This window comes from Streptomyces sp. NEAU-W12 (assembly GCF_026242095.1).
Taxonomy (GTDB): domain Bacteria; phylum Actinomycetota; class Actinomycetes; order Streptomycetales; family Streptomycetaceae; genus Streptomyces.
Genome location: NZ_JAPJDM010000001.1, coordinates 292,920 through 312,863 on the forward strand (window position 1 = coordinate 292,920; position 19,944 = coordinate 312,863).

Consider the following 19,944-nt stretch of genomic DNA (forward strand, 5'->3'; position numbering starts at 1 on the left):
TTTCACGTGAAACCAATCGATCCGCGGCTGCTCCGCTACGCCCGTGCCACACGGCTCTTCCTGGCGGCGGTGGTCGCCCTGGGTGCCGTCGGCGCGGTGCTGGTGATCGCTCAGGCCATGCTCATCGCCGAGGTGGTGGTGGGTTCCTTCCAGCACGGCATGGCCGTGGCGGACCTCGGTACCCCCCTGGTGCTTCTGGCCTGTGTCGCGGTCGGCCGTGCCCTGGTCGGCTGGCTCACCGGACTGGCCGCGCACCGGGCCGGCGCGGCGGTCAAGTCGGAGCTTCGGGGCCGGCTGCTGGAGCGGGCGACGACGCTCGGCCCGGGGTGGCTGACCGGGCAGCGGACCGGCTCACTGGTCGCCCTGGCGACCCGCGGGGTCGATGCCCTCGACGGCTACTTCTCGCGCTATCTGCCCCAGTTGGGGCTCGCGGTGGTCGTTCCGGTCGCGGTGCTGGCGCGGATCGTCACCGAGGACTGGGTCTCGGCGGCGATCATCGTCGTCACCCTGCCGCTCATCCCGGTCTTCATGATGCTGATCGGCTGGGTCACCCAGTCCCGGATGGACCGGCAGTGGGAGCTGCTGTCCCGGCTGTCCGGCCACTTCCTGGACGTCGTGGCCGGGCTGCCGACGCTGAAGGTGTTCGGACGGGCCAAGGCGCAGGCGGAGTCGATCCGGCGGATCACCGCCGAGTACCGCAGGGCGACCATGCGGACCCTGCGGATCGCCTTCATCTCCTCCTTCGCGCTGGAACTCCTCGCCACCGTCTCGGTGGCCCTGGTCGCCGTGACGATCGGCATGCGGCTCGTGTACGGCGACATGGACCTGTACATCGGCCTGCTCATCCTGATCCTCGCGCCCGAGGCCTATCTGCCCCTGCGCCAGGTCGGCACGCAGTACCACGCGGCGGCGGAGGGGCTGGCCGCCGCAGAGGAGATCTTCGAGGTCCTGGAGACACCCCTTCCGGCACCGGGGGCCGCGGCGGCGCCGTCGGGTGCCCTGTCCTTCGAGGGCGTGACCGTCCGCTATTCCGGACGGTCGTCGAACGCCGTGTCGGGCGTGTCGTTCTCCGTCGAACCCGGGGAGACGGTCGCGCTCGTCGGGCCGAGCGGGACGGGCAAGTCGACACTGCTGAACGTGTTGCTGGGCTTCGTGCAGCCGACCGAGGGGCGGGTCCGGATCGGAGGAGCCGATCTCACCGGTCTCGATCCGGCCCAGTGGCACAGCCGGGTGGCCTGGGTGCCGCAGCGACCGCACCTGTATGCCGGGACTGTCGCCGAGAACGTACGCCTGGCCCGGCCCGACGCGGACGACGATGCCGTCCGTCGGGCTCTGCGGGACGCGGGCGCCCTGGAGTTCGTGGACGCGCTGCCCGAGGGCACCGGCACGGTGCTGGGGGAGGACGGGGCGGGACTGTCCGCGGGACAGCGGCAACGGCTCGCGCTCGCCCGTGCGTTCCTCGCGGACCGGCCCGTGCTGCTGCTCGACGAACCGACGGCCGCACTGGACGGTGCCACCGAGGCCGAGGTCGTGGCAGCGGTACGGCGCCTGGCGGCCGGACGGACGGTACTGCTGGTGGTGCACCGTCCGGCACTGCTCGCGGTGGCGGACCGGGTGGTGCGGCTGGCCGACCCCACCCCCGGTGACCGGCCGCAGCCCGAGCACGGTGACACCGTCCTCGGTGCCGGCCGGGAACGGGCGGACGTCCAGCCCGCTCTCGACTGGGAGCAGGTGGAGAAGGCCGAGCCCGCCGACTCCGAGGGCCCGGCGCCGACCGGACCGGTCGTGGCGGCCAAAGCGGGCGGCGTGCTGGCCCGTGTCCGTGCCATGTCCGGCGCCCACCGGGGGCGGCTCATGCTCGCGCTGCTGCTCGGCAGCCTCGCGCTGGGCAGCGCTGTGGGCCTCATGGCGACATCCGGGTATCTCATCTCCCGGGCCTCGCAACAGCCGCCCGTGATGTACCTGATGCTCGCCGTCACGGCGACCCGGGCCTTCGGTATCGGGCGGGCCGTGTTCCGGTACGCCGAGCGGCTCGTGTCGCACGAAGCGGTACTGCGGATGCTGGCCGACACCAGGGTCGCGGTGTACCGGCGGCTGGAGCGGCTGGCGCCCGCCGCGCTGCGCGGGGTCCGCAGGGGCGATCTGCTCTCCCGGCTGGTCGCCGATGTGGACGAACTCCAGGACTACTGGCTGCGCTGGCTGCTGCCGGCCGGTGCGGCGGTGGTCGTCTCGGCCCTGTCCGTCGGCTTCACGGCCTGGCTGCTTCCGGAGGCCGGTGCCGTCCTCGCGGCCGGGCTGCTCGTGGCGGGGGCGGGTCTGCCCCTCCTCACGGGCGCGGTGGCCCGGCGCGCGGAGCGCAGGCTGGCGCCCGCCCGCGGAGTCCTCGCGACCCAGGTCACCGACCTGCTCACCGGGACCGGGGAGCTGACGGTCGCCGGGGCTCTGCCCGCGCGGACCGCCGGGACCCGGCGGGCCGACGGCGTGCTCACCCGGATCGCCTCGCGTGCCGCCACCGCCACCGCCCTCGGCGATGGGCTCGTCGCACTCGTCTCGGGCCTGACCGTCACGGCCGCGGCCGTCGTCGGCGTCCAGGCGGTGGCCGCCGGCCGGCTGGACGGAGTGGCACTGGCCGTCGTCGTCCTCACCCCGCTCGCGGCCTTCGAGGCCGTACTCGGGCTGCCGCTCGCCGTGCAGCACCGGCAGAGGGTGCGCAAGAGCGCCGAGCGCGTGTACGAGGTGCTGGACGCCCCGGTGCCCGTACGGGAGCCGGAGCAGCCCCGGCAGGCGCCCGCGTCGCCGTTCCCACTCGTGGTCAAGGGGCTGGAGGCCCGGCACGCCGGGCAGGAACGGGACGCGCTCGCCGGGCTGGACCTGACGCTGGAGCAGGGCCGCAGGATCGCGGTGGTCGGCCCGTCAGGCTCCGGCAAGACGACGCTCGCACAGGTGCTGCTGCGGTTCCTGGACCCCGGCGCCGGTTCGTACACGCTGGCCGGTGTGGACGCGTACGCCCTGGACGGTGACGACGTACGTGGGCTGGTCGGGCTGTGCGCGCAGGATGCCCACCTCTTCGACAGCTCCGTACGCGAGAACCTGCTGCTCGCCAAGCGCGAAGCCACCGAGGGAGAAGTGCGCGACGCGCTTGCCCGTGCCCGGCTGCTGGAGTGGGCCGACAGTCTGCCCGACGGCCTGGACACACTCGTCGGCGAGCACGGGGCGCGGCTCTCCGGCGGTCAGCGGCAACGGCTGGCGCTGGCCAGGGTGCTGCTCGCGGACTTCCCCGTGCTGGTGCTGGACGAGCCTGCGGAGCACCTCGACCTGCCGACCGCCGACGCCCTCACCACCGACCTGCTGGCCGCCACCGAGGGCCGTACGACGCTGCTGATCACCCACCGGCTGGCCGGGCTCGAGGCGGTGGACGAGGTGATCGTGCTGGATGAGGGACGTGTGGTGCAGCGCGGTGCGTACGGGGAACTGGCCTCCGCAGCCGGGCCGTTGCGGCGGATGGCGCGACGCGAGGCCGAGGCGGACCGGCTGGTGGAGCTGGTGGAGGTGGGCTGACCCGGGCACGAGGGGCGGGCATGTGGCACGAGGCGCGTGCGCCCGGTACGGACGTGCGTGACGGAAGACGATTGACAGGCTGTCAATCCCGTCTCCCCGTGCCTCTGTTCGGCGGTATCACTGGTCCATCCGGGTCGTCCGGTCCCCCAGGCGTACGAGGTGAACAGGGTCGTGGGCCGGGGCGGGGACCAGGATCGCTGTCATGCGTCTCACCCGCCGTCATCCGCTGCTCTTCGCCGTGCCGTTGTGCGCGCTCGCCGTGCTCGCCGCCCGGCCCACCGACCGGGAGGGCGACGGTCCGCATGCTCCGGGTCACGGCCCACAGGCAGGGGTCAGCGCACAGGTGGCGCGGCTCTACGAGGAGGCGGCCGCGGCGACGCTGAAGTACGAGGCGGGCCGGCGCGAGGCCGAGCGGCAGCGGACCGAGGTGCTGCGGCTGGAGAGGCTGCTCGACCGGAAGCGCCGGGACGCCGAGGTCCTGCGCGACGACCTCGGTCGTGTCGCACGGTCCCAGTACCGCAGTGGCGGCGGACTTCCGTTGACCGCGCACATGTTTCTCGCGGACGACCCGGAGGAGGTGATGCGTGGTCAGCGTGCCTTGTGGAAGGCGAACCTGGCTCTCGACAAGGCGATCGGGAAGAACGCGCGGGCCGAGGCCCGGCTCGCCCGCGACGAGGCGAAGGCTGCGGAGGCGTGGAAGGCGTTGGAGAAGCGGAACAAGGAACTCGCCGACCTCAAGAGCGGTATCGAGCAGAAGCTGGAGACGGCCCGGTGGCAGCTCCAGGGCCAGGCGGACGCCTCGGTGGCGGCCGGCTCCTGCCGCGGTGCGGTGCGGCTCGACCAGCCGGTGACGGTGTTCACCGACTCCTGGGTGGCGCCGGTGGAGACCTACGCGCTGTCCGCGTCCTACGGGAGCGGTGGTGCACGCTGGGCGAACCGGCACACCGGCCAGGACTTCGCGGTGCCGATCGGCACGCCGGTGCGGTCCGTGGGCGCGGGCAAAGTGGTGAAGGTGTCCTGCGGAGGGGCGTTCGGTATCGAGATCGTGGTCGAGCACGCGGGCGGTTATTACACGCAGTACGCACACTTGGCCACCGTCGCCGTGGACCAGGGCGAGCACGTCTCGCCCGGCCAGTGGATCGGACAGTCCGGGACCAGCGGCAACTCCACCGGGCCGCACCTGCATTTCGAGGTACGGGTCACGCCCGAGACGGGCTCGGCGGTGAACCCGGTGCCGTGGCTGGCACAACGCGGGGTGCCGCTCTGAGCGAGCACCGGGCCCGGCCCGCTCCGCCGTTCGTGCCCGGCCCGGTCGAGGGGGTGGGCCGGAACGGATCCGTTCCGGCGCTCGGAACCGGTCAGGGCTGTCGGGCCAGCATCTGTTCGATCACCACGGCCACGCCGTCCTCGTTGTTGGCGACCGTGTGCCCCGAGGCGGCGGCCAGTACGTCCGGGTGGGCGTTGCCCATCGCGTAGGAACGGCCCGCCCAGGTCAGCATCTCGATGTCGTTGGGCATGTCCCCGAAGGCCACGACCTCCTCGTGGGAGATCCCGCGCTCGGCACAGCACAGGGCGAGCGTGCTGGCCTTCGACACGTCGGGTCCGCTGATCTCCAGCAGGGCGCTGGGGCTGGAGCGGGTGACGTTGGCACAGGTGCCGATGGCCAGCCGGGCCAGCGTGAGGAACGCGTCGGGGTCGAGCTCGGGGTGGTGGGCGAGGATCTTGAGCACCGGCTCGTGGGCGGCGGCACCGTCCGGTGCCAGCAGGTCCTCGGCCTGGGCGCGGACGTCCGGGATCTCCATGTGCAGCTTCGGATACGCCGGCTCCTGGTGGAAGCCGTAGGTCTGCTCGACGGCGTACACGGTGCCCGGCGCCGCCTCGCGCAGCAGGCGCACCGCGTCCAGCGCGTTCTGCCGGGCCAGCTCGCGCACCTTCACGAAGCGGTGGGCGCCGGGCCCACCGTGCAGGTCGACGACGGCGGCGCCGTTGCCGCAGATGGCGAGCCCGTGGCCGTGGACGTGGTCGCTGACGACGTCCATCCAGCGGGCCGGGCGGCCGGTGACGAAGAAGACCTCGATGCCCGCCTGCTCGGCGGCGGCCAGCGCGGCGACCGTGCGGGGGGACACCGACTTGTCGTCGCGCAGCAGGGTGCCGTCGAGGTCGGTGGCGATGAGCCGCGGCGGGGTGAGAGGGCTGTCTCCCCGCTCGAGCGAGGTCGAGAACTGGGGGGAGCCCGGGGTCTCGGGCTGTGCGGTCGCTGAGGTCACCCGGCCATTGTCCCGTATGAGTCCGCACGGGCGTGCGGCAGTCCGCACATGTGAGTGAGTACCGCTCCTGGTGAGCGGCCCGCTCAGTCCAGCTGGGTCGGTGCCTCCATGGCGATCCGCTCGAAGGTCTTCTGGTCCGCCGCGAAGCCCGAGTCGGGGATGGGCCAGTGCAGCACGAGCTCGGTGAAGCCCAGCTCCGCGTGGCGGCCCGCGAAGTCGACGAACGCGTCCAGGGAGTCCAGCGGACGGTCCTGCTCCGGGGTGAATCCCGTGAGCAGGATCTTTTCCGGCCCTGTCCCGGCCCGCCCGATCTCGGTGCAGGCCTCGGCCAGCCTCTCCACCTGACCTCGAAGGGCGTGTACCGACTGCTCGGGTGTGCCGTTCTCGTACAGCTTGGGGTCGCCCGTGGTCACCCACGCCTGCCCGTACCGGGCGGCGAGCCGCATCCCGCGCGGTCCGGTGGCGGCCACGGCGAACGGCAGCCGGGGCCGCTGCACGCAGCCCGGGATGCCGCGGGCCTCGTGTGCCGCATAGAAGTCCCCCTCGTACGACACCGTCTCCTCGGTGAGCAGCCGGTCGAGCAGTGGGACGAACTCGCCGAAGCGGTCCGCCCGCTGGCGCGGGGTCCACGGCTCCTGGCCGAGCGCGGTGGCGTCGAAACCGGTGCCGCCCGCGCCGATACCGAGGGTGACGCGCCCGCCCGAGACGTCGTCGAGGGAGATCAGCTCCTTGGCCAGGGTCACCGGGTGCCGGAAGTTCGGAGAGGTGACGAGCGTGCCGAGCCGGATCCGTTCGGTGGCCGTCGCTGCGGCGGTGAGCGTGGGTACCGCGCCGAACCAGGGGCCGTCCCGGAAGGTCCGCCAGGAGAGGTGGTCGTAGGTGTAGGCGGCATGGAAGCCCAGCTCCTCGGCGCGCCGCCACTTGTCCCGGCCCCCCTCGCGCCAGCGGTCGATCGGCAGAATCACAGTGCTCAGTCGCATGGGGACGACCCTACGAGAGACCGAGCAGGTGTTGCATCGACTGCGCGGCGCGGACGGCGGCGTCACCGCAGCAGTTGTTGAACAGGACGTGGACCTCCCGCGTCTGCTCGGCCATCTCGTGCACGCGCGGTGTCCACTCGGAGAGTTCTTCGGGGGTGTAGGAGTGGCGGAACCTCTCTTCCTTGGTGCCGGTCCCCCATGCGCTGTTGCGACCGTGGAAGCGCACCAGGGCGAGTTCCGGGGTGGTGACCCGTACGACCGGTGGCACGGAAGCGGGGAGCGTCTGCACCATGTCCACGGCCACGGCGGCCGTGTCCAGCTCCGTCAGCAGGGCGGTCGTCGCGTCGACGTGCTCCTCGCGCCACCAGCCGGGGTGTCGGAACTCCACGGCCATCGGCCATCCCGCGGCACGCTCACGGCACCGGCGCAGGAACTCCACCGCCGGCCTGCCCGGTACGAGCCGGTGCGGGAACTGGAAAACCAGAGTCCCCAGACGGCCGGATGCGCGCAGTGGTTCGAGGGCCGCGCTGTACCGGTCCCACACATCATCGAGCAGTCCGGGGTCGATGCCGGCCCGCCCCCGCTGCCGTGCGAGGGCCGGGCGCAGTTCGGCGGGCAGCGCTTCCGGCCGTGTCGGATGCCCGGTGAGCAGGGAGAACGCCTTCACGTCGAACCGGAAGCCCTCAGGGGTGCGGTCGGCCCACAGAAGGCTGTTACGGGTGCTGGGCAGTCCGTAGTAGGTGGAGTCCACCTCTGCCACCGGGAACTGTGTGGCGTAGTGCCGCAGTCTGCCCTCCGCGTCGCGGCGGCCTGTCGGGTACCAGCCGCTGGACACCAGCGCCTTGTCCGTCCACGAGCAGGTTCCGACCCGGATCTCTCCCATCCCGCCCGTCTTCCCCGGACGCGGTGGCGAATTCGTCCAGCACGTGGGGGCATCCGCCCGGCGGTCCGCGACGGGCCCCGGTGGTTCCGCCGGAGCCGCCGGTCAGCGGACCCTGCCGTTCCTCCAGGGCATGAGCGAGGCGCCGGGCACGGGTTCCTCGCGCGTCTCGTCACCGGGAGCGGGGCGGCCGGCCGTCGGCCGGACAGGAAGAACCGCCCCTTCCTTCACATGGGCGAGTCCGTCGGCGTCGACACCTCGGTACGGCACCTGACCTCGTCCCGCGCCGTGCCGCACGCCGGGACTTCCGTGGGCCGAACCAGCGGCGGTGTCTGTCCGGTTCAGCTCGTGGCGGATGGGCGAGGCCGGACCGAGGTCGCCAGGACGCCCAGGCGCGTCCGGTCGGTGACGGCCGCCGTGGCGGCGGCGCGGGAGGAACACGGTGCTCAGGTGCGGACTCATGCCTTCGAGCCCAGGTCCTGACGGGCCTCCCGGGGTACAGGTGTTTCACGTGAAACGATCACTGCATCTTCGGTGAGTACTGCGCCTCCGGCGAACATTGCACCTCCGGTGGTCACTGCACCTCCGGTGACCACCGGCTCCGGCTGATCACCGCACGCGGGCACTCAGCCAAGGCGTGAGGACGATCATCGGGATGAACTCCTTGTGCGTCCGGCCCCCGGGGAGTGGTACGACCAGGAAGTAGCCCGGCGGGAAGCGACGGCCTCGGACGTGGGCGAGGCCGTCGAAGACGGAGCGGAGGAAGGCGGGCACGTCGTCCCGGGCGATGTCGGGGCACTCCACACCCTCCACGTCGATCAGGGCGTCGTCCTCGGGATAGAGCCGTACGCCCACCCGGGGCAGGCCACCGAACTCGACGTAGGCCTCGTGGGGGAGGGAGCCGTCCGGGTCGGTGGTCACGCCCACGCCCGCCGCGGTGCGGCGTGATGTCTGGTCGGCGCCGATGTCGTGGGTGACCTCGATCTCGCGCTCGTACACGTCCGCGAGCTCCCGGAGGGCGTTGACGGCGGCCTCCGTGGTGGGCAGATGTTCCATACCGCCGATCATGCGTCGTTGCGGGCCGTCGGAAACCGCCGGGTCAGTGGCTCGTGGGGAACCGCAGATATCCGGGAGGCACGGTGCCGGTCAACCACACGCCGTTCGCGCTCACCCGGAAGACATGGCCGTCGCGGCCCATGGCGGCCGCGTCCACGGAGAGGACCACGGGCCGGCCTCTGCGGGCGCCCACGCGGGTCGCCGTCGCGCGGTCGGCGGAGAGGTGCACGTCGTGCCGGTTCATGGGCAGCAGCCCCTCGGCGCGGATGGCGGCCAGGTGCCGGGCGACGGTGCCGTGGAAGAGATACGGCGGCGGGGTGGCCGGCGGCAGCCCGAGGTCGACCTCGATGCTGTGACCCTGGCTGGCGCGGATCCGGGTGCCCTCGGTCGCGAAGCGCTGCTTGTCGTTCGCGGTGACGAGGTGGTCCAGTTCCGCCCGGGTGAACCGGAAGCCGTGTGCGGCCGCCGCGGCGATCAGCGTGTCGATCTCGACCCAGCCTGCCTCGTCGAGGGTGAGCCCGATCGCCTCGGGCTGGTGGCGCAGATGTCTGGCCAGGTACTTCGACACCTTCACGGTGCGTCTTTCGTCCATCCGCTCAGCCTGCCGGGCGAGACGTGCACCACGCGATCGAATATGCCCGGGATGTGTGATCCACAGCCAGGACTGTCCACCCGCAGCGGAGGGGGTCCTGTGGGCCCCCGCAGCGGCGCAGCCGGCCGGCCCGGCGCGGAGTGGGCCGCCGCAGCCGGCGGTTGATCCAGTGGCCGAAGGAGTGGAGCGAAGGCCCGGACATCGAGGGGAACGAGGCTGTCCGCCCCTCGTCACGTCCGACGGTGACGAACTCCCCTGCCTGCACCGAGCTCCAGTCGTGCCCCACCAGAGGTGCCGGCTCGCCCGGGCTGACCGCGTCCGCGACGGCCAGGAAGTCGTCGGTCAGTCTTTCGAGGGTGAATCCGCCCCGCAGCAGGCGCGGCGCGGTGGACCGCCCGTGTCCGCGAAGGCCGTACGCCACGACGTGGGAGTGCTCGGCGCGGCGCGGCGCGACCTCGGACCACACCTCCTTGCTGTCGGAGTAGCCGTGCACCAGGACGACGGCCGGCCGTCCGGGGGCGCCCGGCTCCGCCACGCACAACTCGGCGCCACCCGTGCGCACCCGGCGCTCGCGCGCCCCGCAGCACCGCAGCACCGCAGCCCCGCAGCACCGCAGCACCGCTTCGAACGGTCCCCTCACCCCCCTCCGCCCTGCGCCGACGGGCGCCGGGCCCGAACCGGTCCTCCCACACCGTTCCCGTCACCGGCGACCGCCGCGCCGCAGCCGCGCCGTGGCCCCGGACCGCCGGCTGCGCTACGTTTCCGTAGCGTGCCACCGGCGAATCTCGTAGTTTCCCGGAGGCCGGTTCAAGAGGGGCCCGGAGGGAGAGGACCGCTCCTGGCGGGGGATCCCCTACGGGCCTGTACGACTCCAGACGGACACCAAGACAGCTCTCCGGTCTGACGACCCGCGTGGCGCGGGTCACTAACGTCGGTGAGGTGACTGTGATCGCGACCGAAAGCCTGAGCAAGCGGTTCCCCAGGGTGACCGCGCTTGACCGGCTCTCCATGGATGTCGGGCCCGGTGTGACCGGGCTCGTCGGGGCCAACGGAGCCGGCAAGTCCACGTTGATCAAGATCCTTCTGGGTCTGTCCCCCGCGACGGAGGGCCGCGCCGAAGTGCTCGGCCTCGACGTCGCGACCAAGGGCGCCGCCATCCGGGAGCGGGTCGGCTACATGCCGGAGCACGACTGCCTGCCGCCTGACGTCTCGGCCACCGAGTTCGTGGTCCACATGGCACGCATGTCCGGCCTGCCGCCCACCGCCGCGCGGGAGCGCACCGCGGACACCCTGCGCCACGTCGGCCTGTACGAGGAGCGCTACCGCCCCATGGGCGGTTACTCGACGGGCATGAAGCAGCGCGTGAAGCTCGCGCAGGCCCTGGTGCACGACCCGGACCTGGTCTTCCTGGACGAACCGACCAACGGTCTCGACCCCGTCGGCCGCGACGAGATGCTCGGCCTGATCCGCCGTATCCATACCGACTTCGGCATCTCGGTCCTGGTCACCTCCCACCTTCTGGGCGAACTCGAGCGCACCTGTGACCACGTGGTCGTCGTGGACGGCGGCAAGCTGTTGCGCTCCAGCTCCACCACGGACTTCACCCAGATCACGACGACCCTCGCGATCGAGGTCACCGACACCGACGAGCACCCCGACGGCACCCGCGCGGTGCGCGACGCGCTCCACGCGCGCGGGGTGACCGTCCAGGACGGCAGCGGGCTGCCGGGCTCCGGACACGTCCTCCTTCTCACCGCCCAGGGCGAGGAGACCTACGACCTGGTGCGGGACGTGATCGCCGACCTCGGGCTCGGCCTGGTGCGCATGGAACAGCGCCGCCACCACATCTCCGAGGTCTTCACGGACGACACGGACACCGGCGCAGGCACGGACACAGGAACAGGCAAAGACACCGGGGCCGACGGCGGCAACGGCGAGCAGCGGAAGGAGGCGGTCGGCCATGGCGGTTGAGCAGCCCCTGCGGACACCCGCACCGACGCCGGGTGACCAGACCCGGATCCACAACATCGGCTACCGCTCCTACGACGGGCCCCGTCTCGGCCGCTCCTACGCCAGGCTCTCGCTGTACTCGCAGTCCCTGCGGGGCTCCTACGGACTCGGACGCTCGGCGAAGTCCAAGGTGCTGCCGATGCTGCTGTTCGTGGTGATGTGCGTGCCCGCCGCCATCATGGTCGCCGTCTCGGTCGCCACGAACGCCAAGGAGCTGCCCGTCGACTACACGCGCTACGCGATCATCATGCAGGCCGTCATCAGCCTGTACGTCGCCGCTCAGGCACCCCAGTCCGTCTCGCGCGACCTGCGCTTCAAGACGGTTCCGCTGTACTTCTCGCGGCCCATCGAGACCACGGACTACGTGCGCGCCAAGTTCGCGGCACTGGCCTCGGCCCTGTTCATCCTGACCGCCGCTCCCCTGCTCGTGCTCTATGTGGGCGCGCTGCTGGCCGAACTCGATTTCACCGACCAGACCAAGGGATTCGCGCAGGGGCTCGTCTCCGTGGCACTGCTCTCACTGCTTTTCGCCGGCATCGGCCTCGTCATCGCGGCAGTCACCCCGCGCCGCGGCTTCGGCATCGCCGCCGTGATCGCCGTCCTGACCATCTCCTACGGCGCGGTCTCCACCCTCCAGGCGATCGCGGACGTCCAGGACAGCTCCGGTTCGATCGCCTGGATCGGGTTGTTCTCGCCGATCACCCTCATCGACGGTGTGCAGTCCGCCTTCCTGGGCGCGAGCAGCACCTTCCCGGGCGGAACCGGACCGTCGAACGGCGAGGGCGTGGTGTACGTCCTCTTCACCCTCGGCCTGATCGCGGCCTGCTACGGCCTTCTGACGCGCCGCTACCGGAAGGTGGGCCTGTGACCACGCTCTCCATCGACCACGTCTCCCGCTGGTTCGGCAACGTGGTCGCCGTCAACGACATCACCATGACCATCGGCCCCGGCGTCACCGGTCTCCTCGGCCCCAACGGCGCCGGAAAGTCCACCCTCATCAACATGATGGGCGGCTTCCTCGCCCCCTCCACCGGCACCGTCACCCTCGACGGCCAGGCCGTGTGGCGCAACGAGAAGATCTACCGGCACATCGGCATCGTCCCCGAGCGCGAGGGGATGTACGACTTCCTCACCGGCCGCGAGTTCGTCGTCGCCAACGCCGAACTGCACGGACTGGGCGCCAAGGCGGCCCAGCGGGCCCTGGCGACGGTCGAGATGGAGTACGCGCAGGACCGCAAGATCGCCACGTACTCCAAGGGCATGCGGCAGCGTGTGAAGATGGCCTCCGCGCTCGTCCACGAGCCGTCCCTGCTCCTGCTGGACGAACCGTTCAACGGCATGGACCCGCGCCAGCGCATGCAGCTGATGGACCTGCTGCGGCGCATGGGCGACGAGGGCCGCACCGTGCTGTTCTCGTCCCACATCCTCGAAGAGGTCGAGCAGCTCGCCTGGCACATCGAGGTCGTCGTCGCCGGCCGGCACGCGGCCAGCGGCGACTTCCGCAAGATCCGCCGCCTGATGACGGACCGCCCGCACCGTTACCTGGTGCGCTCCAGCGACGACCGCGCCCTCGCGGCCGCGCTGATCGCCGACCCGTCCACGTCCGGCATCGAGGTCGACCACAGCGAGGGCGTCCTGCGTATCCAGGCCGTCGACTTCGCCCGCTTCACGTCCCTGCTGCCCAGGGTCGCGAAGGAACACGGCATCCGCCTGCTCACGGTCTCGCCGTCCGACGAGTCCCTCGAGTCCGTCTTCTCGTATCTCGTCGCGGCGTAGGAGGCCGAACCATGTACGACCCCACAGTCGCCCGACTCACCTACCGGGCCCTGCTCGGCCGTCGCCGGGCCCTCATCCTGGGCGCCCTGCCCCTGCTGCTGATCGCGATCTCCCTGGCGGTGCGCGTCCTCGCCGGTGCCGACGACCAGACCGCGGCCGACGTGCTCGGCGGGCTGGCGCTCGCCACCATGGTGCCGATCATCGGTGTCATCGCCGGCACCGGCGCCATGGGCCCCGAGATCGACGACGGCTCGGTGGTGTACCTGCTGTCCAAGCCGGTCAAGCGGTCCACGATCATCTTCACCAAGCTGATCGTGGCGATCGCCGTGACGATGGCCTTCTCGGCGGTGCCCACCCTGATCGCCGGTTTCATCCTCAACGGCAACGGCCAGCAGGTCGCCGTCGCCTACACGGTGGCCGCGCTGGTCGCCTCCATCGCGTACGCGGCGCTCTTCCTGCTGCTCGGTACGGTCTCCCGGCACGCGGTGGTGTTCGGTCTGGTCTACGCGCTGGTCTGGGAGGCGCTGTTCGGCTCCCTGGTGCCCGGGGCCCGCACCCTGAGCATCCAGCAGTGGTCGCTCGCGGTGGCCCAGAAGGTCTCCGGTGGCGACCTGGTCACCTCGGACGTCGGTCTGACGACCGCGACGGTCCTGCTGGTCGTCGTCACCGTCCTGGCCACCTGGTACGCCGGTCAGAAGCTGCGCACGCTGACACTCGCCGGAGAGGAGTGACCTCACCTCGTTCCGCACCCTGTCCCACTCCGGCCCCCGGGCAACAGGAGGACACCGGGGGCTACGGCTCCTGATCCGACGGAAGGACCGATCGCGCCGGCGGACGGGAGGTTCGGGCACGACAAGCGGCGGAAACACGAGAGCGACGACCGCCCCCGCCACCGGACCGACGGCCCGGCCCGTGGCGGGGACACCGAGACCGGGGGCGGGGACTCCACCGCCCCGGACGACGTGGTCCTGGACGACGCCTTCATCCGCGTCGCGGAGACCGCCGAGCCGTCCGCCCGCGCCTGCATGCCGGCCGAACGCCGACGGCTCGTCGGAGCGCCGGAGCCGCTGCTCCGGGGCTCCGGCGAGCCGCCGGGGGGATGGGTCTCCAGCAAGGCGCGCCGGCGGGGGCGAGCGCGGCGGGGGTGAGGGCGGCGGGGCGTCAGGGTCCCGCCGCTCCGGGCCCCCGGTCCCGCGGCTCCGGCGTATCCCGTCGGCCGGGCCGGGCCTTGGGGGACCTTTCCCTGTGCCCGCCCGGGTCGCGTGGCCCGGCACCGCGCCTCGCCGCGTTGCCGGAGAGCCCTGGTGGCTCCGTTACGAGGGCTCTCCGGCGCCTTGCGGTGCACGGCACCGGACCACGCGACCTGATCGGACGCTCACGGGAAAGGTCCCCTTAAACGAGTGGCATCCCATTCGCTCGGCGGGCAGAGTGGTCGTGTCCGCATCGCCGGGAACGTCCGGTGCCGTGATCCGGGAGAGGAGCGGGGCGATGTCCATGCACGGCAGTACGTCCAGCTCCTGCCAGGGCAGCCGACGGCGGACTCCGGAGTAGTTCCTGCTCCGTTGCCGAGGCCGCCCCACGGGGGGCTGCCCGGGGCGGCCGCTTCGAGCACGCGCATCAGCCGCGTGGGCCGCCCACCTGGAGGATTGGCCGAGAGGTAAGGCACCGGCTTGCTGAGCCGCGGTCGGGCGAAAGTCCGCGCACGTTCGATCCGTGCATCCTCCGCACGACGTTGAACCCGCGACGCCCGCTGAGCGCGGGCGTCGCGGGTTCAACGGGCCTCTCAGCCCAGCAACCGCTCCAGCACCACCGCGATCCCGTCCTCCTCGTTGGAGGACGTCACCTCGTCGGCCACCGCCCGCAGTTCCTGGTGGGCGTTGGCCATGGCGATGCCGTGCGCGGACCAGGCGAACATCGGGATGTCGTTGGGCATGTCGCCGAAGGCGATCGTGCCCGCGGCCTTCGCCCCGAGCCGGCGAGCGGCCAGGGACAGCCCGGTGGCCTTGGACAGGCCGAGGGGAAGCAGTTCGACGATGCCTTCGCCCGCCATGGCGACGGTGACGAAACCACCCGCGGTGCGGGTGGCCACCTCGGTGAGTTCGTCGTCGGTGAGTGCCGGGTGCTGGATGTACAGCTTGTTCAGGGGAGCCGCCCACAGGTCCGCCGCGTCCGTGAGCGGCGTCGAGGGCAGTCTGCCCGTCACCTCGTAGCCGGGGCCGACCAGCACCTCGCCGTCCAGACCGTCGCGGCTCGCGGCCAGGTGCAGCGGACCGACCTCCGCCTCGATCTTGGCCAGCGCCACCGAGGCCAGCTGCCGGTCCAGGGTCACCGACGTGAGCAGCCGGTGAGCCCCGGCGTCGTACACCTGGGCGCCCTGGCCGCAGACGGCGAGCCCTTGGTAGCCGAGGTCGTCGAGGATGGGCCGGGTCCAGGGAACCGCGCGGCCGGTGACGACGATGTGGGCGGCGCCCGCCGCGGTGACGGCGGCGAGCGCGTCCCGGGTGCGGTCGGAGACCGAGTGGTCCTCACGCAGCAGTGTGCCGTCGAGGTCGGTGGCGACAAGCTGGTACGGGAACGGCGCGCTCACCTGGTGACCGGTTCCAGGAGCTCCCGGCCACCCAGGTACGGACGCAGCACTTCAGGGACGCGTACCGAACCGTCGGCCTGCTGGTGGTTCTCCAGGATGGCCACGATCGTGCGCGGTACGGCGCACAGGGTGCCGTTGAGCGTCGCCAGCGGACGCACCTGCTTGCCGTCCCGCACGCGGATCTGGAGCCGACGGGACTGGTACTCGGTGCAGTCCGAGGTCGAGGTCAGCTCGCGGTACTTGCCCTGGGTCGGGATCCACGCCTCGCAGTCGTACTTCCGCGCGGCGGAGGAACCCAGGTCGCCCGAGGCGACGTCGATCACGCGGAACGGCAGCTCCAGCGACGTCAGCCACTGCTTCTCCCACTCCAGCAGCCGCTGGTGCTCCTCCTGCGACTCCTCCGGAGCGACGTAGGAGAACATCTCGACCTTGTCGAACTGGTGTACGCGGAAGATGCCGCGGGTGTCCTTGCCGTGAGAGCCGGCCTCGCGCCGGAAGCAGGGCGAGAAGCCCGCGTACCGGAGCGGCAGCCGGTCGGCGTCGATGATCTCGTCCATGTGGTAGGCCGCGAGCGGCACCTCGGACGTGCCGACCAGGTAGAGGTCGTCCTTCTCGAGGTGGTAGACGTCCTGGGCCGCCTGGCCGAGGAAGCCGGTGCCCGCCATGGACTGGGGCCGCACCAGGGCCGGGGTCAGCATCGGGGTGAAGCCGGCCGCGGTCGCCTGGGCGATCGCGGCGTTCACCAGCGCCAGCTCGAGCAGGGCGCCGACGCCGGTCAGGAAGTAGAAGCGCGACCCGGAGACCTTGGCACCGCGCTCGACGTCAATGGCGCCGAGGATCTGGCCGAGCTCCAGGTGGTCCTTGGGCTCGAAGCCCTCGGCGTCGAAGTCGCGGGCGGCGCCGTGTGTTTCCAGCGTGACGAAGTCCTCCTCGCCGCCGACCGGGACGTCGGGGTGGACGAGGTTGCTCAGCCTGCCCAGAAGCTCCTGCGTCTCCGCGGCTGCCGTGTCCCGTTCCGCGTCGGCCGCCTTGACGTCGGCCGCGAGGGTGCCGGCCTTCTTCAGCAGTTCGGCCTTCTCTTCACCGGCCGCCTTGGGAATGAGCTTGCCGAGCGCCTTCTGCTCGGCGCGCAGCTCGTCGAAGCGGACGCCGGACGACCTGCGCCGTTCGTCGGCGGCCAGGAGGGAGTCGACGAGCGCGACGTCCTCTCCACGGGCGCGCTGCGAAGCGCGCACACGGTCGGGGTCCTCACGGAGCAGGCGAAGGTCAATCACGGGGCAAGGCTACCGGTGCGGGGTGACGCCCCACGACTCACTATTCCACCGGACCTGCTCGACGACCGTTATAGGCGAATTGCACCCTGTGCCCGTAAGGGCTGGTCCGAGGTCTTCGCGGGGCGCCGCGGAGACCGGTCCGGGGTGAACGGGAGTGCCCCACCGCCTGGAAAGGGGGCGGCCCACAGGCTGCCCGGCGATGGTAATTCCTTGCTGGAGCCGGGGCGCGGCCCCGGTTGTCCACAGACGCCCGCAGGCTTCCGAAAGTTATCCACAGGGTGTGAAGAAAGTCTGTGGACTTCGGGATCGACCGCTCCGGAACGCGCGACCGGAGATGCGGATTCCTGTCGGGAACCCCCCTTACCTCCACTTTCGGGCGGAAAGGGGGGTTCCCGAAGGATTGACGAAAGGGAAAGGGTGGATGAAGGGCGACCCCCGGGCGAGTAGCCGCGATCATGGAAAGTGGGACGATTTGTCGATGAAACGGCGCAGCGCTGTCGACTTGTCCCCAGGTCGAGAAGTGGGCCTGTGGATAACTTCTGTGGATAACGAAAATCAGAAAATAAGACTGATAAGGCCGGCCGTAGGAAGCCAGGGCCCCGTGGCCGTCCTCCCACCTGGTCTACCTCAGGCCTTCAGAACCGGCCGTCCTGGCAGCGCGCCACCCAGTCCGCCGCGGACGCGAATTCCTCGTCCGAGGTCCCTGGCTGGAGATCCCGTACCTTCGGCGGATCCACATCCGCACGCGGGTACGAACCGAGGAAGCGCACCTGGAGGCAGACCCGCTTGAGACCCATCAGTGTCTCGGCCACTCTGCGGTCCGAGATATGACCCTCGGCATCGATGCAGAAGCAGTAATTGCCGATACCGGCACCGGTGGGCCGGGACTGGAGCAGCATGAGGTTGACGCCGCGCGTGGCGAACTCACCCAGCAGATCGCGCAGACCACCGGGGTGGTCGTCGCGCTGCCACAGCACGATGGACGTCTTGTCCACGCCGGTGGGCGCGGCGGGCCGTGCGGGCCGTCCGACCAGGACGAAGCGGGTCTGGGCGTTCTCCGCGTCGTGGATTCCGGTCTCCAGGGCCTCCAGCCCGTACCGGGCCGCCGCGAACTCGCCGGCGAAGGCCGCGTCGTACCGGCCCTCCTGCACCAGTCGGGCGCCGTCCGCGTTGGAGGCGGCCGACTCCCAGACGACGTCCGGGAGGTGCTTCTTCAGCCAGTTGCGTACCTGCGGCTGGGCGGCGGGGTGGGCGGTGACGGTCTTGATCTCCGACAGCCTGGTGCCGGGACGGACGAGCAGCGCGAAGGTGATCGACAGCAGCACCTCGCGGTAGATGGTCAGCGGGGTACCGGCGACCAGTTCGTCGAGAGTGGTGGTGATGCCGCCCTCGACGGAGTTCTCGATGGGGACGAAAGCGGCCTCGGCCTCCCCGGCGCGTACCGCGTCGAGCGCGGACTGCACGGACACGTACGGGATCAGTTCCCGGGTGGCTGCCTCCGGGAGAGTACGCAGGGCGACTTCGGTGAAGGTGCCCTCGGGGCCGAGATACGCATAGCTCGCTGGCATGACCTCACCCTAGTGGGCCCGCGCCGGGCGCATCCCCGGACGCGGGCCCGGGAGTGCCCCCGCGAGTGGCATGTATGTGACACGGGTGGCCTCAGCCCTCCAGCAGTCGCTGCCCCACGTACCCGCCCTCCGCCGCGCCGCCCGGCACCGCGAACAGCCCGCTCGCCTCGTGCCGGAGGAACGGCGTCAGCGCGTCGCCCCGGTCCAGCTTGCGCTGCACCGGTACGAAGCCGCGCAGCGGGTCGGCCTGCCAGCAGACGAACAGCAGACCCGCGTCGGGCACGCCGTCCGCGTCCATGCCGTCGTGGTACGAGAGGGGGCGCCGGAGCATCGCCGCGCCGCCGTTCTGGTCGGGGCGGGTGATCCGGGCGTGGGCGTTGACGGGAACCACCAGGTTGCCCGCAGAATCCGTCTTCTCCAGGTCCATCTCGGTCGTCTCGGTACCTCCGGACAACGGCGCTCCGTCGGACTTGCGGCGCCCGACGACGGCCTCCTGCTCCTTGACCGCGAGCTTCTCCCAGTCGTCGAGCAGCATGCGGATACGGCGGACGACCACGTAGGAGCCGTGCGCCATCCAGGCGGGGTCACCGTTCGCCGGTACGAAGATCCGTCGGCCGAAGTCGGATTCGGACGGCTTGGGGTTACGGGTGCCGTCGACCTGGCCCATCAGGTTGCGTGCGGTCATCGGGCGGGCGGTGGCGCCGGGTGAGCGGTTGAACCCGTTCATCTGCCAGCGCACCCTGGCCGCAGAACCGGCGTCCCTCTGCACGGCGCGCAGTGCGTGGAAGGCGACCAGGGCGTCGTGGGCGCCGATCTGCACCCACAGGTCGCCGTTGCTGCGGGTCTTGTCGAGGTGGTCGGAGGAGAAGTCGGGCAGCGGGTCCAGGGCCACCGGACGCTGTTTCTCCAGCCCGGTACGGGCGAAGAAGCTGTGACCGAAGCCGAAGGTGAGGGTCAGCGAGGAGGGCCCGGCGTCCTGGGCCACACCGGTGTCCCCCTCGGCGCTCGGTTCGCCTGCCATGAGCCGTCGGGCCGTGTCCGACCAACGGCGCAGCAGGGCGGCCGCTTCCTTGCGCCCGGCGCCCGGCGCGAGGTCGAAGGCGATGAGATGGCCGCGGGCCGGGAGTCCGTCGGTGATGCCGGGCTGATGTTTCCCGTGGAACATTGCCCGGTCCTCGCCTACGGAGGTGAGTGGGGTGACTTCGGCGGACGCGGCGGGCGCGGCGGCGGCGTAGCCCACCGCACCGCCCGCGGCACCGAGCACGATTCCGGTGGCCCCGGCGGTGCCGAGCAGACGGCGCCGGGAGATGCCCTCCCGGTCGGCGGGCGCGGTGGTGCCTTCCCGGGGTTCTGGCGCCGCAGTGGTGCGGGCCTCCGGAGTGGACTGGTCAGCCAT

General features: G+C 71.5%; 15 protein-coding genes, 1 tRNA gene and 1 pseudogene. 7 read left to right on the forward strand and 10 right to left on the reverse strand.

Features of this window, described 5'->3' with window-relative positions:
- Positions 1-6: 6 nt before the first annotated feature.
- Together cydD and ORI94_RS01290 are read left to right on the forward strand one after the other, a co-directional pair.
- Positions 7-3,558 carry a thiol reductant ABC exporter subunit CydD gene (cydD, locus tag ORI94_RS01285; protein ID WP_266071794.1) on the forward strand — a complete coding sequence of 1,184 codons (3,552 nt, stop codon included), beginning with the start codon at positions 7-9 and terminating at the stop codon, positions 3,556-3,558.
- A gap of 202 nt (positions 3,559-3,760) precedes the next feature.
- On the forward strand, positions 3,761-4,825 hold the full coding sequence (locus tag ORI94_RS01290; protein WP_266071795.1) for a M23 family metallopeptidase: 1,065 nt from the start codon (positions 3,761-3,763) through the stop codon (positions 4,823-4,825).
- Between the two features lie 91 nt (positions 4,826-4,916).
- On the opposite strand, the gene ORI94_RS01295 is transcribed toward ORI94_RS01290, so the two are convergent.
- From ORI94_RS01295 to ORI94_RS01320, 6 genes and pseudogenes are all read right to left on the reverse strand, one after another.
- A complete protein-coding gene (locus tag ORI94_RS01295; protein WP_266071968.1) occupies positions 4,917-5,843 on the reverse strand; it encodes an HAD family hydrolase in 927 nt (308 codons plus the stop codon).
- Positions 5,844-5,908: 65 nt separating this feature from the next.
- Positions 5,909-6,805, reverse strand: coding sequence for an LLM class flavin-dependent oxidoreductase (locus ORI94_RS01300; protein ID WP_266071796.1), 897 nt, complete (start codon positions 6,803-6,805; stop codon positions 5,909-5,911).
- A 10-nt stretch (positions 6,806-6,815) separates the two neighbouring features.
- Positions 6,816-7,688 (reverse strand): DUF72 domain-containing protein, encoded by an 873-nt coding sequence (locus ORI94_RS01305; RefSeq protein ID WP_266071797.1) that lies wholly within the window; start codon positions 7,686-7,688, stop codon positions 6,816-6,818.
- Positions 7,689-8,294: 606 nt separating this feature from the next.
- The gene (locus tag ORI94_RS01310) at positions 8,295-8,741 is read right to left on the reverse strand and encodes a hypothetical protein (protein WP_266071798.1); all 447 of its coding nucleotides are present in this window, start codon (positions 8,739-8,741) and stop codon (positions 8,295-8,297) included.
- Positions 8,742-8,784: 43 nt separating this feature from the next.
- On the reverse strand, positions 8,785-9,333 hold the full coding sequence (locus ORI94_RS01315) for an RNA 2'-phosphotransferase (protein WP_266071799.1): 549 nt from the start codon (positions 9,331-9,333) through the stop codon (positions 8,785-8,787).
- Between the two features lie 28 nt (positions 9,334-9,361).
- Positions 9,362-9,928 (reverse strand): annotated as a pseudogene (locus tag ORI94_RS01320) (alpha/beta fold hydrolase); the annotation flags it as partial.
- Positions 9,929-10,278: 350 nt separating this feature from the next.
- Here ORI94_RS01320 and ORI94_RS01325 point away from each other — a divergent pair.
- The 5 genes from ORI94_RS01325 (at position 10,279) to ORI94_RS01350 (ending at position 14,844) form a co-directional block, all read left to right on the forward strand.
- Positions 10,279-11,304 (forward strand): ABC transporter ATP-binding protein, encoded by a 1,026-nt coding sequence (locus ORI94_RS01325; RefSeq protein ID WP_266071969.1) that lies wholly within the window; start codon positions 10,279-10,281, stop codon positions 11,302-11,304.
- On the forward strand, positions 11,294-12,211 hold the full coding sequence (locus ORI94_RS01330) for an ABC transporter permease (RefSeq protein WP_266071800.1): 918 nt from the start codon (positions 11,294-11,296) through the stop codon (positions 12,209-12,211). The genes ORI94_RS01325 and ORI94_RS01330 overlap by 11 nt, the downstream gene beginning before the upstream one ends.
- Complete coding sequence (locus tag ORI94_RS01335) at positions 12,208-13,119, forward strand: ABC transporter ATP-binding protein (RefSeq protein ID WP_266071801.1); 912 nt, start codon at positions 12,208-12,210, stop codon at positions 13,117-13,119. Before ORI94_RS01330 ends, ORI94_RS01335 begins: the two co-directional genes overlap by 4 nt.
- Before the next feature lie 11 nt (positions 13,120-13,130).
- Positions 13,131-13,850, forward strand: a complete 720-nt coding sequence (locus ORI94_RS01340) for an ABC transporter permease subunit (RefSeq protein ID WP_266071802.1) — start codon at positions 13,131-13,133, stop codon at positions 13,848-13,850.
- 909 nt (positions 13,851-14,759) lie between these two features.
- Positions 14,760-14,844 (forward strand) — tRNA-Ser (locus ORI94_RS01350).
- Between the two features lie 58 nt (positions 14,845-14,902).
- On the opposite strand, the gene ORI94_RS01355 is transcribed toward ORI94_RS01350, so the two are convergent.
- The 4 genes from ORI94_RS01355 to efeB form a co-directional block, all read right to left on the reverse strand.
- Positions 14,903-15,706, reverse strand: coding sequence for an HAD family hydrolase (locus ORI94_RS01355; protein ID WP_266071804.1), 804 nt, complete (start codon positions 15,704-15,706; stop codon positions 14,903-14,905).
- A complete protein-coding gene (gene serS, locus ORI94_RS01360; protein ID WP_266071805.1) occupies positions 15,703-16,980 on the reverse strand; it encodes a serine--tRNA ligase in 1,278 nt (425 codons plus the stop codon). Before serS ends, ORI94_RS01355 begins: the two co-directional genes overlap by 4 nt.
- Positions 16,981-17,615: 635 nt before the next feature.
- Entirely contained in the window at positions 17,616-18,548 is a 933-nt protein-coding gene (pheA, locus tag ORI94_RS01365; RefSeq protein WP_266071806.1) for a prephenate dehydratase, read from the reverse strand.
- Between the two features lie 91 nt (positions 18,549-18,639).
- Complete coding sequence (gene efeB / locus ORI94_RS01370; protein ID WP_266071807.1) at positions 18,640-19,944, reverse strand: iron uptake transporter deferrochelatase/peroxidase subunit; 1,305 nt, start codon at positions 19,942-19,944, stop codon at positions 18,640-18,642.